At 61.2% G+C, this 13,046-nt stretch carries 18 protein-coding genes; 9 read left to right on the top strand and 9 right to left on the bottom strand.

All coding sequences use genetic code 11. From position 1 onward, the window contains the following. Positions 1 to 19: 19 nt before the first annotated feature. Positions 20 to 811, bottom strand: coding sequence for a tryptophan 2,3-dioxygenase family protein (locus LB529_RS02570; protein ID WP_224710069.1), 792 nt, complete (start codon positions 809 to 811; stop codon positions 20 to 22). A 137-nt stretch (positions 812 to 948) separates the two neighbouring features. Between LB529_RS02570 and LB529_RS02565 the strand changes: the two genes are divergently transcribed. Then, positions 949 to 1,422, top strand: a complete 474-nt coding sequence (locus LB529_RS02565) for an Lrp/AsnC family transcriptional regulator (protein WP_095768406.1) — start codon at positions 949 to 951, stop codon at positions 1,420 to 1,422. Positions 1,423 to 1,850: 428 nt separating this feature from the next. Here the strand turns inward: LB529_RS02565 and LB529_RS02560 are convergent, their stop codons facing one another. The 3 genes from LB529_RS02560 to LB529_RS02550 all read right to left on the bottom strand — a co-directional run bounded on the left by LB529_RS02560 (position 1,851) and on the right by LB529_RS02550 (position 3,738). Beyond that, complete coding sequence (locus tag LB529_RS02560) at positions 1,851 to 2,210, bottom strand: SPW repeat protein (protein WP_095768502.1); 360 nt, start codon at positions 2,208 to 2,210, stop codon at positions 1,851 to 1,853. A gap of 166 nt (positions 2,211 to 2,376) precedes the next feature. Then, entirely contained in the window at positions 2,377 to 3,432 is a 1,056-nt protein-coding gene (locus LB529_RS02555; RefSeq protein ID WP_224710068.1) for a PAS domain S-box protein, read from the bottom strand. Between the two features lie 60 nt (positions 3,433 to 3,492). After that, on the bottom strand, positions 3,493 to 3,738 hold the full coding sequence (locus LB529_RS02550) for a hypothetical protein (RefSeq protein WP_095768404.1): 246 nt from the start codon (positions 3,736 to 3,738) through the stop codon (positions 3,493 to 3,495). A 94-nt stretch (positions 3,739 to 3,832) separates the two neighbouring features. On the opposite strand from LB529_RS02550, the gene LB529_RS02545 reads away from it, so the two are divergent. Next, on the top strand, positions 3,833 to 4,339 hold the full coding sequence (locus LB529_RS02545) for a hypothetical protein (protein WP_224710067.1): 507 nt from the start codon (positions 3,833 to 3,835) through the stop codon (positions 4,337 to 4,339). Positions 4,340 to 4,378: 39 nt separating this feature from the next. On the opposite strand, the gene LB529_RS02540 is transcribed toward LB529_RS02545, so the two are convergent. Continuing rightward, positions 4,379 to 4,792 (bottom strand): HD domain-containing protein, encoded by a 414-nt coding sequence (locus tag LB529_RS02540; protein WP_095768402.1) that lies wholly within the window; start codon positions 4,790 to 4,792, stop codon positions 4,379 to 4,381. A 547-nt stretch (positions 4,793 to 5,339) separates the two neighbouring features. On the opposite strand from LB529_RS02540, the gene LB529_RS02535 reads away from it, so the two are divergent. Further along, positions 5,340 to 5,543: a CsbD family protein gene (locus LB529_RS02535; protein WP_095768401.1), complete on the top strand. Its 204-nt coding sequence runs from the start codon at positions 5,340 to 5,342 to the stop codon at positions 5,541 to 5,543. A 344-nt stretch (positions 5,544 to 5,887) separates the two neighbouring features. After that, on the top strand, positions 5,888 to 6,088 hold the full coding sequence (locus LB529_RS02530) for a hypothetical protein (RefSeq protein WP_095768501.1): 201 nt from the start codon (positions 5,888 to 5,890) through the stop codon (positions 6,086 to 6,088). Between the two features lie 86 nt (positions 6,089 to 6,174). On the opposite strand, the gene LB529_RS02525 is transcribed toward LB529_RS02530, so the two are convergent. Further along, positions 6,175 to 6,369 carry a hypothetical protein gene (locus LB529_RS02525; protein WP_140543027.1) on the bottom strand — a complete coding sequence of 65 codons (195 nt, stop codon included), beginning with the start codon at positions 6,367 to 6,369 and terminating at the stop codon, positions 6,175 to 6,177. A gap of 106 nt (positions 6,370 to 6,475) precedes the next feature. Then, the gene (locus LB529_RS02520; RefSeq protein WP_095768399.1) at positions 6,476 to 6,685 is read right to left on the bottom strand and encodes a cold-shock protein; all 210 of its coding nucleotides are present in this window, start codon (positions 6,683 to 6,685) and stop codon (positions 6,476 to 6,478) included. Positions 6,686 to 7,090: 405 nt separating this feature from the next. Here LB529_RS02520 and LB529_RS02515 point away from each other — a divergent pair, with 405 nt between their 5' ends. From LB529_RS02515 to LB529_RS02495, 5 genes are all read left to right on the top strand, one after another. After that, on the top strand, positions 7,091 to 8,401 hold the full coding sequence (locus tag LB529_RS02515; RefSeq protein ID WP_224710066.1) for an Nramp family divalent metal transporter: 1,311 nt from the start codon (positions 7,091 to 7,093) through the stop codon (positions 8,399 to 8,401). Between the two features lie 203 nt (positions 8,402 to 8,604). Continuing rightward, positions 8,605 to 9,117: a ferritin-like domain-containing protein gene (locus tag LB529_RS02510; protein ID WP_224530884.1), complete on the top strand. Its 513-nt coding sequence runs from the start codon at positions 8,605 to 8,607 to the stop codon at positions 9,115 to 9,117. Positions 9,118 to 9,402: 285 nt separating this feature from the next. Continuing rightward, positions 9,403 to 9,705, top strand: coding sequence for a DUF982 domain-containing protein (locus LB529_RS02505; RefSeq protein ID WP_224710065.1), 303 nt, complete (start codon positions 9,403 to 9,405; stop codon positions 9,703 to 9,705). Beyond that, a complete protein-coding gene (locus LB529_RS02500) occupies positions 9,702 to 10,019 on the top strand; it encodes a DUF982 domain-containing protein (RefSeq protein WP_224610576.1) in 318 nt (105 codons plus the stop codon). The genes LB529_RS02505 and LB529_RS02500 overlap by 4 nt, the downstream gene beginning before the upstream one ends. A 380-nt stretch (positions 10,020 to 10,399) precedes the next feature. Beyond that, positions 10,400 to 10,612 carry a hypothetical protein gene (locus LB529_RS02495; RefSeq protein ID WP_140681722.1) on the top strand — a complete coding sequence of 71 codons (213 nt, stop codon included), beginning with the start codon at positions 10,400 to 10,402 and terminating at the stop codon, positions 10,610 to 10,612. Positions 10,613 to 10,638: 26 nt separating this feature from the next. Here LB529_RS02495 and LB529_RS02490 read toward each other — a convergent pair whose 3' ends face one another. Both LB529_RS02490 and LB529_RS02485 read right to left on the bottom strand, forming a co-directional pair. Then, positions 10,639 to 11,697 (bottom strand): YihY/virulence factor BrkB family protein, encoded by a 1,059-nt coding sequence (locus LB529_RS02490; protein ID WP_224710064.1) that lies wholly within the window; start codon positions 11,695 to 11,697, stop codon positions 10,639 to 10,641. A 9-nt stretch (positions 11,698 to 11,706) separates the two neighbouring features. Then, entirely contained in the window at positions 11,707 to 12,810 is a 1,104-nt protein-coding gene (locus tag LB529_RS02485) for a flavodoxin family protein (protein ID WP_224710063.1), read from the bottom strand. Between the last annotated feature and the right edge of the window lie 236 nt (positions 12,811 to 13,046).

Raw genomic sequence — 13,046 nt, 5'->3', positions numbered from 1 at the left:
GCTTTCCCTGGAACACCCCTCATCCGGCCGCTTCGCGGCCACCTTCTCCCACAAGGGGAGAAGGAGAAAGTTGCGGCAGATGGCTGATCGAATCCCGAACGGTGCCGTATTCGGCGCCCCAGCGGTCCGTCATGGCGCAGCGAATGTCCCAGAGCTCGGGGAAGAAGCGGTGGCGGGCGCCGCCTTCGAGGATCTCCACCGGCCTGCCTTTCAGCGACTTCGCGCCGAGCCCGATCGAGCGGTGGATCAGATAGAGGTGATTGGCGCGGAATTTCTGGAACAGCTCGTCGAACTCGATCAGCGCCTCGGCCACGACATAGGAATCGCCGTGGTTGTAATGCTCGTCATAGATATCCTCCACGGTCAGTCCGCGGCCGTCGAGATAGGCATGCCTGAAGGCCCGCCAAAGGTCCGGCGGCAGGCGCAGCAAAAGCTTGAAGCCCGGCGATTCCTGGCCGCTGCCATTGCCGAGCTGCAGGCGGATCTGCTGGTACTCCTTGGGCGACATGGTCTCCAGGAGGTCGAGCTGCGCCGTCATCATGCGCATCAGCCGGTGCACGCGGCCCATCAGCGTGACGATGCGATGCGTGTCCTGTTTCTCCAGATAGTCGAGGACATCGACCAGCGTGTAGGCGATGAGCTTCATCCACAGTTCCTCGACCTGGTGCACGATCTGGAACTGCAGCTCGTCGGCGTTGACCATGTCGGAGAGCGGTTTCTGACAGGTCAGAAGCTTGTCGCATTTCAGATAGACGCCGTAGTCGCGCATCTCGGGCGCCTCTATGCGGGCGTGGTAATCGTTCTTGTCCATGGCTTCTCCTCCTCGCGGCAGGTTTTCGACCGGGCGACAAGGATAGCGCTTTCGGCTTGAACATTGTTCCTTTCTGTTATCCAAATGACGTAGAATGAAGGACGATCTTCGATATCTTCTGTCATATTGGAGAACGAATGACGCTGGATGCTCTCGACCGCAGAATAGTCGCCGCGCTTGAGCGCGACGCACGCATCTCGTTCGGCGAACTCGCCGAGGAGGTCGGCTTGAGCAAGACGCCTTGCTGGAAACGGGTGAAGGCGCTGGAAGAGGCCGGCGTTATCCGGGGATATTCGACCCGCATCGACCCGGCCAGGATCGGCTTCGGCATCGAGGCCTTCATTCAGGTGTCGATCGACTTCGAGGTGTCGGATGCCTTCGAGGCGGCAGTGAAGAAGCACCCGCTGATCCGCCGCTGCTACGCCACCACGGGCGAAGCCGACTACCTGCTCCAGATCGTCACCGTCGACATGATGGCGCTCGACCGGATGCTGCGCGAAGAACTCAGCCGCCTGCCCGGCGTGCGCCGCACGGTAACTTCGATGGCGATGCGCGAGATCAAGGGCGACATCTCGTTCGCCGAGGCGGCGGCGCGTGCGCTGAGGGGATAAGGCGAGCGCCAAATTGAGACGTCGGCTCGACGGTATCCCTGTCGGCAATCGAGCCGTGGACGCGGGCCGCGCAGGCCCGCGCCGCATGGTGTCTTTATGGCGACGCAAGGCGCGATCTACTGGTTGGAGGACGCGTGACGAGAATATGGGAGCCTGATCACGGCCGGCTCCCGCTCCACCTTTTCCTTCTCAGCGTCGGCCTTGCGTTTCGGGCATTCCTCGAAATCATGGTCGCGGCCGCCGCAGTATGAGCAGCACTTGGCCGGGGTGTCGGGGTTAAGCATCGAGACCATTCCCAAGAATGCACCAAAACGCTTCCCGTTGCAGCAATCGCGTGAAGACGCTGCAATGGCCGCTCAGCCCGATGCCCAGACGCCGCAGTAGCAGGAGCTCGCCGCTTGCGCGGCGGGCTCCCGCTCAATCACCGCTCACGCATGAGCGTGGGGATGACGGAAGTCCCAGACAGCCCAGGCCGATGCCGCGACCACCAGCACGCCGAGAACGACATGCGTGGCCATGACATACGTGTCAGCCGCGAAGTGTAGCAACCAGGGCGACACGATCAGCCAGAGCCCGAGGACGACGTTTACCCATTCTTCCCATTCGGCGAACACCGAAAGCGTCGCGAGCGCCAGCGCGCCGAGGAGAACGCCGACAATCCAGGCGTTCCACGCGGGCACCGTCGCTGCGGTGAATCCGATGACCCATGGTGAGATGAACAGGCAAATCGCCAGGATCAGGGTGATCCAGTCCTGACTCTTTCTTGCTTCCATCAGTTTGCTTGGCATGACAACCTCCATAGACGAAGCTTGACCAAAGCAACTGTATCCGCGTGGACATTGCACGCTTAGCGATTGATGTAATTACGTTTCTATCAGGCTGCAAGTGGCGGTCAGGCGGGCCCGGACTGCGCGTCGCCCGGCGTGGGACGGCAGAAATCCCGCCGCCTGCCGCTCAAACGCTGAAGTCGGCGTCGCCCTCTGCCCCGAGCTGCGGAACGACGATTGCCTCGAGCGGCGCGTCGAGCGTCCATTTCACGCTGCCGGGCGAGCGTTCGAGACTTGAGGAACCGCTCAGCGACTGCGGCGCCACCCGCTGCAGCACCACGGTGCCAAAGCCCTTGCGCTCACTCGTCTTCTGCTCAGCTCCAACGGCCGTCGCGCCGGATGTCTCGTGCCACAGAAGATGAAAGCGCCGCTGCGCTTGCGGGCCGGGCTCGACCTGCCAGGTGATTTCGATGCGGCCGCCTTCGCCCGCCAGCGCGCCATATTTGGATGAGTTGGTGCCCAACTCGTGGAAGGCCATGCCGAGATTCTGCACGGCGTTGGACTGCAGCGTCAGGAGCGGCCCGGAAAGCGAGATGCGCTCCTCATGGCCGAAAGGCTTCAGATGCTCCTGGATCAGGTCGAACAGGCTGGCGCCGGCCCATTCGGAGGTGACCAGGAGATCGTGCGAGCGCGACAGCGCCATGATGCGCGAACGGATCAGTTCCTCGAACTCGCCCGGATCGGTGGAGCGCTTGCTGGTTTCCCTGATCATCGACAGGATCACGGCGAACTGGTTCTTCACGCGGTGATTGACCTCGCGCATCAAGAGCCGGATGCGGCGCTCGCTTTCCTTGGCAGCGCTGATATCGCGAGCGATCGTCGAGGCGCCGATGATCTCGCCCGCATTGTTCTTGATCGGCGAAATCGTCAGTGAAACGGTGATCAGCGAGCCGTCCTTGCGCCTGCGCACCGTCTCAAAGCTCGGAATGCGCTCCCCCTTGCGGATGCGGCCGATGATCTCGGTTTCCTCGTCTTGCATATGCTCTGGGATCAGCATCAGGATCGACCGGCCGATGGCCTCTTCGGCGGTATGGCCGAACATCCGTTCGGCCGCGTGGTTCCAGTCGGTGATCACGCTGTCCAGAGTCTTGCCGACGATGGCGTCGTAGGAAGAATCGACGATCGCGGCCAAGCGCGCATCGGCGTTCGGATCGTGTCGGAACGTCCCCCCGGGATTGGTCATGGACGGTAATTAGGGCCGGCCGAGGTCAAGGCAATCTGCCGCGAGCGAGCGTGCATCTGCTCAGGGTTTCGAGTCGCTGGAGCCATCTGCGACCTTCCGATCCAGCGATATCACGCCGAAATCCTGCGACTTCGCGCCCAGGTCAGCGGTCAGAAACCCATCGGACGCCAGCCCACGGCGCAAAAGCTCGCGCACGGCGGCCGAGCGGCTTGGCATGCGTTTTTCGAAACGCCAGTTTTCCAGCGCCGCCAATTCCTCGTCGGTCAGCATGATCTGCAACCTTTGCGGCCGTTCAAGCTCAACCACTTCCGCCTCCGTCCGAGCCGAATGCTGTGAGTTAGTATGTGCCTAACTGTGAGTAGAAATAGGAAGCGGCCATAAGGCGTCAAGAGGGGATGATTTGCCGACCGGCAATGAAGCCAACGATGCTAAGGATGCGGTGAAACTGCGTTTGATATACTTTGCTAACCGGCTGATTTATTTATTGTTTTTAAAATTTGTGTATTGCCAACCGCACTGCTCCAGCGCATGGTTGCAACCGAGGGATAGACCCCCGCGAAAGGAGGGTTTTCCAATGATGCGAGGATTTTCCAACCGGCTGCGCGACGACTCTCACTGCAAGGTCCAGCAGGCCCTGCGGATCGACGGCATCGTCAACATCATCCGGGTTGCGGAAGAAATCAGGCTCAAGAACCTCGCCGAGAACATCGCCCGCGAGGACATCGAAAGCCTAGTGATGCAAATCGCCCAACTTTACGGGGCGCCGATCGAGTTCGACGACCAGGCCTTAACGGCGCTCGACCTGCCGGAAGCCACGGGCGGCGACAACCGCAACGACCTCGAAAGGGCCCTGTGGGAGCACGCGCTGCCCGACGCGCGGCTCGATTTGCTGCAGCTCGATGAATAGCGGGGCGACGCCGGCAGCAGCCTAGTGCCCCAACGCCGCTCAGTCCCTGGCGGCCAACTCGCCCAGAATGTCGAGGCCCGTCTCATACCGGTCCGGCGCAACGCCCGCCTGATGAGCTTGCCACAGATTGTCGCGCAGGTCGGCTATCTTAACCGGCAGGGCAAGCTCGTTCGAGGCGGCGCGGAAAATGAAACTCTCCTCGCTCTCGTCCATGCGCCTGGTCAGCGCATCGACCGCCGCCACCACCGGCAGGCCGAAGCCGGCGCCGTGCAGCCGCTCGAGACTCCAACCCTCGCCTTTCTCGACCACATCATGCAGATAGGCAACCGTCTTTTCGTCCAGCGTTTCGACCGCATCGGCAACCCGTCTCAGATGTTCGATGTAGGGTCTGCCGGTCTTGTCTTTCTGACCCCGATGGGCCTGCTCGGCGATTTTGGCGGCTTGGTGAAGCATGGTCCTTCCGATCTCGTCACGATAAAGCCCGTCCCGGCGAGGGACGGCCGAGGCGGGCTTGCTCGGGTCGGAACCCGGTCCGGATGACGGGCCTTCGGGGAACTGCGCGCCATCCATGCATGCAAGAACCTCGGCACCGGCCTAATGTTCCAACGCTGCCGGATTTTTGAGGATGCGCCATCGCCAATCCGCGCCACCCGTTCCAGGCGGGATGCCAGCACCTGAGGCGCGTCGCTGAAACGAATTCAGACGACACGCTTTAAGTCTTTGTTTTGATGCCCGTCGTCCCAGAACCGCTGCGCATTCTGGGCGACATGCATTAAAAAGAAGCCCGGACCAGGAGCCGGGCAAGAGAGGTCTTGGGAACATGCTGACCGGGGGTCACGTTCAGCGTTTGCTAATTTGGCGGTTCATTATGACGGCCAGATGAAGGCACATTCGTCCGTGTCGTTGTGCTCAGCGTCTGCCTCGACGCAGAAAGAGCTTTCGACAGGAACTTCGCGGTCGTGTTGCCGTTAGCCCTCCGTGTCCAACAGGAGGTCCGGCCATGGACTGGAACCGCGTCGAAGGCAATTGGAAGCAGGTGAAGGGCAAGGTGAAGGAACAGTGGGGCAAGCTGACCGACGACGATCTCGATCGTATCGCCGGAAAGCGCGACCAGCTCGAAGGCGTAATCCAGGAACGCTACGGCCTGGAGAAGGATCGCGTGCGCCGCGACATCGACGACTGGTACAGGATGCAGGGCTGGTAACAGCCGGCTCCCCAAAACGAAGGGGGTTGCCTCGCGGCAGCGCCTTTGAGTAAGCCGGTCACCCGCGCGACGGCGGCGTATCCGTCTCGACCTGCAGGTCGGGCGGCATGAATGGCTCTGATGGGCTACCATGGCCGAGTTCCGCCCGCGCCGAAGGCGCGCTGGATTACCTTCGCGAGGCTCCTGTCGCGCCGCCTTGCGCCGGTTCCAGAAAGGCGCCGCATCGGGGATCAGCCGCGGATCTCATGGTCCGCCGCCAGCAGGATGCCCCCGGATATCAAAATTGCAGAAACGCATGAAACATGCCGCCGCCTCGAAAGTTCCTACCCGGAAGGAGTTGGCTCATGATCAACCGAGGCGACGGCGCCGAACCCGGCGATGGCAAAGCGGCTCAACCAGCACAGGGCGATGTGGAATTGCTTGCCCGCCGCCTGGCAAAGGATACCGACATCTCGGAGGACGAAGCTCGCGAACTGATCAAGCTTATCGGCCCTGACTGGACTTCACTGGTGAGAGAGGCGAGGTTCCTCAAGGGACGGCACTGATCAAAGGCTTATCAAGATTTTCCCGCAGCCGGGGCGACCATCTCCGGAAAGGGCGAACCCAGCCCGGCCGCCACGGCGCCGCTCACCTATTTGGCGGCGGCCTTCTTCTTCACCTTCTTTACCGGCTCCTCCACCGGCTCCTGCGCAAGCCTGGCCTTGCGAAGACGCGCCGTTTTGGCAACCCTGGCCGCCGCCTCGCTGTCGATGATGGCGCGCGCGGTTTTTGTAGTGGCCTCGTTCTTGGCGTCGCCTTTCGGCTTGAACACATTCGTATCAGCCATGTGCTACCTCGCTATGCAAACGAAAAAGGCCGGGCGAACCCGACCTTCCCTCAAAGCCCCAGCGCCTGTGCCGGTACATCCGTGGTCAAAGGCGCCGACGCATGGCTTAGGCTGCCTGGAGGTTCTCCGCGGCGCTCTTGCCGCTGCGAGCGTCCTTGACGACGTCAAAGCTTACCTTCTGGCCTTCGACGAGAGAACGCATCCCTGCGCGCTCCACGGCGGAGATGTGAACGAACACGTCCGGCTGGCCGCCGCCCTGTTCGATGAAGCCAAAGCCCTTGGTGGCGTTGAAAAACTTCACGGTTCCAGTAGTCATACGATTTCCTTTCAAATCGACGCAAATTACCGCCGCTTGGCCGAATGCCAAACGTCACGGTTTTCGAAATTGAGAGGGAAGATCGTCGGGCGCAAAGGCCCTGAAACAACGTTCGTTCAACAAGATCGATGTCACACATATAGCGTTTAAACTGACTCCCGGCAAGACAACCCCCGATATATTTATGCAGGACCCTTTTCGGCACCCGACCGGATCCGCCCTCTGATGCAAAAGTGACGATGACGGCGGAACCGACGTCATCGCCGCACAGTTACTCACCATCTTCGTTAGCTCTTGCTTATCTACGCAAAACACCTGTCCGAGCCTGTCGTGCAAGTCGCTCCGATTACCCCTGGCCTCGGCTGCCATTGCGCTAGCGCTCGGCCGGGCACGGAAGAACCAAGGATGGCCGAAGTCGGTTCGCACATCGAGAGAGAACGAAGCAACACGTCGGCGAAGGGACCTTTGCAACGGTTCCTGCGTATGATCGGCCCCGGTTTTATCACCGGCGCATCCGACGACGATCCCTCCGGCATCGGAACTTACAGCCAGGCCGGCGCGCAGCTCGGTTTCGATATCGGCTGGAGCATGCTGTTCACGTTCCCGCTGATGGCGGCGATCCAGGAGATCGCCGCCCGCATCGGCCGCACCACCGGCAAGGGGATTTCCGGCAATCTCAGCAGACACTATCCCGCCTCGCTGCTCTGCGTCGTGGTGGTGTTGCTTTCCGTCGCCAACGTCATCAATATCGGTGCCGACCTCAGCGCCATGGCGGAGGCGTTGGAGCTGCTCATCGGCGGGCCGAGCCCGCTCTATGTCATCGCATTCGCGATCGTCTGTATCTGCGCGATCGTCTTCATCGACTACACCCGCTACGTGAAAGTGCTCAAATGGACAACTTTGAGCCTCTTCGCCTACGTCATTGCCATGTTCGCCGCGAATGTAGCCTGGGCCGATGCGGCCAAAGGCCTGTTTGTTCCGCACATTCAATGGAGTGGCGCTTTCTTCACCACGCTGCTCGCGATCCTCGGCACGACGATCTCGCCTTATCTGTTCTTCTGGCAGGCCTCGCAGGAAGTCGAGGAGGAGGAACTCAAGCCAAGCGCCAAGCCGCTGCGATGGGCGCCGTGGCAAGCTTCCAGGGCATTCCGGCGGATACGCGCCGATACGCTGGTCGGAATGGCGTTTTCGAATTTAATAGGCGTCGCGATCATCTTCACCACGGCCGCCACGCTTCACAAGGCGGGGGTGACCGATATCGCTTCGTCCACGGACGCGGCCAAGGCTCTGGAGCCGGCCGCCGGAAAGTTCGCCTTCATCATTTTCTCGATGGGAATTATCGGCACCGGGCTTTTGGCTGTGCCGGTGCTGGCGGGGTCAGCGGCTTTCGCCGTTGGCGAAGCCCTGCACTGGACGGTGGGGCTGCAGCGCAAGCCGAAGGAAGCGTTGGCGTTTTACGTCACACTCGCCGCCGCGACCGCTCTTGGCACCGGGATCATGTTTACCCCGATCGACCCGATCAAGGCGCTTTACTGGAGCGCCGTCATCAACGGCATATGCGCCGTTCCCGTGCTGATCGTCATGATGCGGATGGCCGGCCGCAAGGACATCATGGGTGAATTCCCAATTCAGGGTTGGCTGCGCGCACTGGGATGGCTAACGACAATGACCATGGCAGCCTCGTCAGTAGGCCTCATCGCGCAGTGGTTTGCGTGAATCCCGAGCAGGGGAACGCGATCTTTCAGATGCGGCTGTCGGGCGATTCATGCGTCGGTCCGGCCAATTGCCTGGCCGCGGCGGCGCTTCGTCGCCGTCAATAACAATTGATGCTTTTAGCTGTGTCGCCGCATGTATTTCTTTCTGGAACAACTTTAGTCGGGCCGTGTTGGTGGTGATCCAACCGCACCAGGAGATTCAGAATGGCGACGACGAAAGCGGCCTCGAACAAGGGCCTCAACGAACTTTTCCATGACACGCTGAAGGATATCTATTTCGCCGAGAAGAAAATCCTGACGACGCTGCCCAAGATGGCGAAGGCGGCGCAGGATGACGCGCTGAAAATGGCCTTCGAGAAGCATCGCGACCAGACGGAGGAACATGTCGCCCGTCTCGAGGAAGTGTTTGAGGTGATCGATAAGAAACCGGCGGGCAAGACTTGTGCCGCCATCATCGGCATCACCGAGGAAGGTGCCGAGATCATGGACGAGTACAAGGGCTCGCCCTCGCTCGACGCCGGCCTTTTGGCTGCCGCCCAAGCCGTCGAGCATTACGAGATCTCTCGCTACGGCACGCTCAGGACCTGGGCGCAGGAACTCGGCCTGACGGAGGCCGTCACCTTGCTCGACAAGACGCTGAACGAAGAAAAGGAAACGGACGCCGCGCTCACCCAGCTTGCCGAATCCGCGGTCAACGTCGCGGCTGAAGCCGCATAGCGGACGATCCGCTGACGCCGCCGAGCCCCGGCAGCTTGCAAGGGGTCTCTGCCACATTGCAGGTCTAATCGAACGACGGCGGCCGCCGCCCGCGCCACCAACGATCTTAGCTGTTTGTTGGACCGATAATTCGTCGTGGATGGCAGAATTGGCGCGCCGGTTCTTGCAGCGACCCCGGGCCTCTTGACGGTCAAGATCTACAAACCCATATCGCCGCTGAGCTTGGGCCGCTGTCGGCACCAAGCCGTTGCCTGAACTCAATTGTTCGTTCGATTGGAGGACGTTATGAACGATCGCATGTTCGACAGCCCTGTTTTCGTGAAGAGCGGAGACAGCCTCATCCAGGAAATCGCGTGCCTGGAAGATGCCCTGGAATTTCTCTACGCGTGGCCCAAGAACAGGCGCGGAACCATTTTTGAAACGGCACTTCGTGCCTGCCAGCGGGCATTCGACAGCGGCTATCCGCTGACTGCCGCCAGAGATGCCTTTAGCGGTTTCGCAAGGTCGGTCAAAATTCTCGAGGAAGTGAGTATGCCCTTGCCATGGATGACCGGCAAAGGCGGCCGCGGCGGCGGACTGACTGTTTGAAAGTTTCGCGGTTATGGGAGTTCGCGATGCTTTCCAAACCTTTCGAGAAACCCCTTCGCGTTTGGGTCGGACTGGGCTTTCCCCGGCAACTGAACACCGTCGTCGATGCCTATCAGTTCGCGACCGACTGGTGCGGCAATAGCCCGGAGCAGAAAGCGGCTATCCGTGCCTGCAAGGCGGCTTTGGTCGGCGAAGTCGACGCGGAAACCGCGCGAGGCGTTTTCGCCGCATTCGCGCGCAAGAAGGATATCCTTGTCGAGGACGGACCAATCCCCCCCGCGATAGAAAAAGCTCGGCCGTCAGATTACCGATGAGGATCGGGGTGCGCCCCGCGACCGCTGTCGGGGCGCCTCACAGCGTGCCGCATGTCATCCGGTCCGCCCCTTGGCACTGGATCGTTGGCCTCGAATGAACGCCCACCAGTCGCGGGAATGATGGGCGTTCAAACAGTTGACGATGAAGGGACTCAAATATCCGTCAAACCGTCCCCCAACCACCAACGGCGGGCCAAGGTTTCACTGCGTGGACCAAAGCGGCGCTGCGTGCGACTTCAGTCCCAAGTGAGTTGTATGTTGCGGCCGGCCAGCCTGCCTTCCCGTTTCCAGCAAGTGCCTCATGCCGCCACCGTCGTGGAGGAACATCGGCTAAATGGAACCTCGATCCTGATTGTCTGTTCATTGGAAGGCGGGCCAACATGACCAGATCGTCGCTTCATCTTCTCAAGGGTACAGGGTATCTGATTTCCACAGTGAGCGTGGCGCTGCTGGCGATCGTCAGTTGGGACAGTGCCTCGAAAAGTCCGTTGCTGATTGCTTGTCTGCTCGGCGGAGCCGCTACCTCGGTTATCGGCATGTTCTGCCGCTGGCTGTCCTACGAAATCGAGAAACGGCAGGAAGAACGGCGGTAAGGCCCGAGCCCGGCGACGAGGTCGTGTCAGCCTGAGCGGCGCAAGACCCGCGTGACAAGCAGAGTGATCAGGCTGCCGAGGACAATCCATAGGACGATCCCGCCGCCGGATGCCCGAGGCGCCGCCGCGCCGACACTTGCACCAGCGTCGGCCGGCATCGTCGTCTCGGGTTTGGCTACTTCTTCGGCATGGTGCAGCGCAGCCCGGTCGGTTGCATTCGCAACGACCGGCGCGAGGTCGCGCCGGCTGCCGCGCCGTACCGAATAGGCGCGGGTAATCTCGGCGCCGAAAAGAAAAATCTGTGCCGAATAATAAACCCAGACCAGCACCACCATCAGCGCGCCCGCCGCTCCGTAAGACGTCGCTATGGCGCTGGTGCCGATGTACCAGCCAATCAGCGACTTGCCGATGGTGAAGAGCAGCGCCGTCACCAACGCCCCGACGCCGACGTCACGCCATTTGAGCTCCCGGTCCGGCAGGACCTTGTAGATGGCGGCGAAGAGCAGAGCGATCAATGCGAACGAGACGACCGTGTTGATGCCGCTGACGATCAGCGTTCCAAACGGCAGGCTGCGGTTAATGACTTCGCCAAGCGCGGCGATTGCGGTGCTGGCTGCAAGCGACACCAGCAGCAGGAAGCCGAGCGCCGCCACAAGTCCGAGGCTCACCGCCCTCGCCCGCACCAGGCGCGAAAACGACACGCTGGTGGGCTTGACCTTCCAGATCTCGTTCAATGTCTGCTGCATCTCGCCGAAGACGCCGGACGCGGTGATTAAAAGCGTGACCAGCCCGATCAAGGCGGCCAAAGTACCGGACCCGCGCTGCGAGGCGGTCTCGACCGTTGCCTTGAGAAGATCAGCGCTCTGCGGTCCCATGACGCCCGATATCTGTGCCGAGAGCGCCAGTTGCGCGGCATCGTTGCCGATGACGAACCCGGCGATCGCGACCACGATCAGCAGGATCGGCGCCAGCGAGGTGGTGGCATAGAAGGCCATCGCCGCGCCGTGGCTCAGCGCATTGTCGGCAATATAGCCGGAGACGCTTTCCTTGAGGATTGTCCAGCCTTCGTTGGCCCAGCGCGGCATCTTCTTCCTCTATTTTGGGCGTGGATCCTTGAGGTCGGCTCCGATGGTGGGGAATTCCCCTGCCCGGCGCCTCGCCACCGCTTCGGCCAGGGCTAGCGCGGCGTTGGTTACTTCAACCTGAACGTCCTTGTCAGCGTCGAGCTCGTCATGGCTGGTTGCATAGGGCTTCCAGTAGCCAATATAGCGGTCGAGTTCGGCAATCTCGCCGACGGGATCGAGCTTCATCGAACGCAGCCAGTCGGCAAGCGCATGCCGCACGTTCGCAGCGCCTTCCGTATCGCCATGAACGACAACCGAAAACAACCGGCCTTCGAGATGGCGGGGATAGCTCCAGCCAGCGAGTTCGGCTTGCTTGGCAAGCGCTGCATCCTTGCCCTGCGTCAAAGACGGATCGGGATTGCCACCGTCAGCGCAGACCAGCCGGTCCATCATCAACTTCACCGGCGAGGAGGTCTGGTACCAGTTGACGGGCGTGACGATCATCACGCCATGCGCCTCGACCCAAAGGGGATAAATGTCGTTCATCCAGTCGTGCACCTGGCCGAGCGAATGGTTCGGATAGCACGAGCACGGCCAGTGGCAGAGCGCCGCCGCTGTCGAGAAGCAGGCCTTGCAAGGGTAGATCCTGCGGCCATATTCGGAAGCGAGCCGTGACAGATCGAGCACTTCAACGGAAAAGCCCGGCCTGCCGGCAATGGCGCGGCGCGCCAGTTCGACGAGACGAAAGCTTTTCGACATTTCGCCCGGGCAAGTATGCTCGCTGCGTGAGGAGCCGTTGATGATCAGGATGCGCGACGGTGCAGTTCTGTCCTCGTGGCGCCGTTGCGCGGCCTTGACCGCATCGTGAGCGGCGATCCATTCGACGGAGAGATCGTAGCTTGGGTCGTGAAAACCCTCCCCCGCTTTGCGGGTCACCGGACTTTTGCGTTCCTCGCTATAGGCCTGCCAAGCAATTTCGGCCAGCCTGCCTATGGCTTCGGCCTCCGGCTCGAAGGCCGGATCGTAGAACAGCTTCCTGTAGCGTCGCTTGAACTCGCTCTCGCCGAGACGCGGGCTGGGCATGCCCTTGCGCGGTTCGACGCCGCCACCGTTTAATTCCGTATCCACTGCCATGTACTGCCCCAAGCTCGGAGCGGGCCGGGTGGGACAAGAGCTCGACTGCCTTTTCGTTGGCCAGGGCGGGAAGCCGGAGAAACCAGCCCTGTTCTCTTTGCCACCAGGTCCGGCTGACGCGACCCGCAAGTCACAATCCTGTGCCGGTGCAATGGTTCCCCAATGGCACAGGCAGCCCAGCAGGATCGCCAAAAGCAGCGGTGAATTTGCAATGAGAAACAATGAGCCTATAATTA

Origin of the sequence: Mesorhizobium sp. CA5 (assembly GCF_020165105.1) — a bacterium.
GTDB lineage: Bacteria > Pseudomonadota > Alphaproteobacteria > Rhizobiales > Rhizobiaceae > Mesorhizobium.
Note: the sequence above shows the minus strand (reverse complement) of the source record. Positions and strands in the feature narration are given on the sequence as shown.

Bases quoted from the DNA above. Each gene is read 5' to 3' on its own strand.
- LB529_RS02570 (WP_224710069.1), bottom strand. From the start codon at position 811: ATGGACAAGAACGATTACCACGCCCGCATAGAGGCGCCCGAGATGCGC.
- LB529_RS02565 (WP_095768406.1), top strand. From the start codon at position 949: ATGACGCTGGATGCTCTCGACCGCAGAATAGTCGCCGCGCTTGAGCGC.
- LB529_RS02560 (WP_095768502.1), bottom strand. From the start codon at position 2,210: ATGCCAAGCAAACTGATGGAAGCAAGAAAGAGTCAGGACTGGATCACC.
- LB529_RS02555 (WP_224710068.1), bottom strand. From the start codon at position 3,432: ATGACCAATCCCGGGGGGACGTTCCGACACGATCCGAACGCCGATGCG.
- LB529_RS02540 (WP_095768402.1), bottom strand. From the start codon at position 4,792: ATGCTTCACCAAGCCGCCAAAATCGCCGAGCAGGCCCATCGGGGTCAG.
- LB529_RS02535 (WP_095768401.1), top strand. From the start codon at position 5,340: ATGGACTGGAACCGCGTCGAAGGCAATTGGAAGCAGGTGAAGGGCAAG.
- LB529_RS02530 (WP_095768501.1), top strand. From the start codon at position 5,888: ATGATCAACCGAGGCGACGGCGCCGAACCCGGCGATGGCAAAGCGGCT.
- LB529_RS02525 (WP_140543027.1), bottom strand. From the start codon at position 6,369: ATGGCTGATACGAATGTGTTCAAGCCGAAAGGCGACGCCAAGAACGAG.
- LB529_RS02520 (WP_095768399.1), bottom strand. From the start codon at position 6,685: ATGACTACTGGAACCGTGAAGTTTTTCAACGCCACCAAGGGCTTTGGC.
- LB529_RS02515 (WP_224710066.1), top strand. From the start codon at position 7,091: ATGGCCGAAGTCGGTTCGCACATCGAGAGAGAACGAAGCAACACGTCG.
- LB529_RS02510 (WP_224530884.1), top strand. From the start codon at position 8,605: ATGGCGACGACGAAAGCGGCCTCGAACAAGGGCCTCAACGAACTTTTC.
- LB529_RS02505 (WP_224710065.1), top strand. From the start codon at position 9,403: ATGAACGATCGCATGTTCGACAGCCCTGTTTTCGTGAAGAGCGGAGAC.
- LB529_RS02495 (WP_140681722.1), top strand. From the start codon at position 10,400: ATGACCAGATCGTCGCTTCATCTTCTCAAGGGTACAGGGTATCTGATT.
- LB529_RS02490 (WP_224710064.1), bottom strand. From the start codon at position 11,697: ATGCCGCGCTGGGCCAACGAAGGCTGGACAATCCTCAAGGAAAGCGTC.
- LB529_RS02485 (WP_224710063.1), bottom strand. From the start codon at position 12,810: ATGGCAGTGGATACGGAATTAAACGGTGGCGGCGTCGAACCGCGCAAG.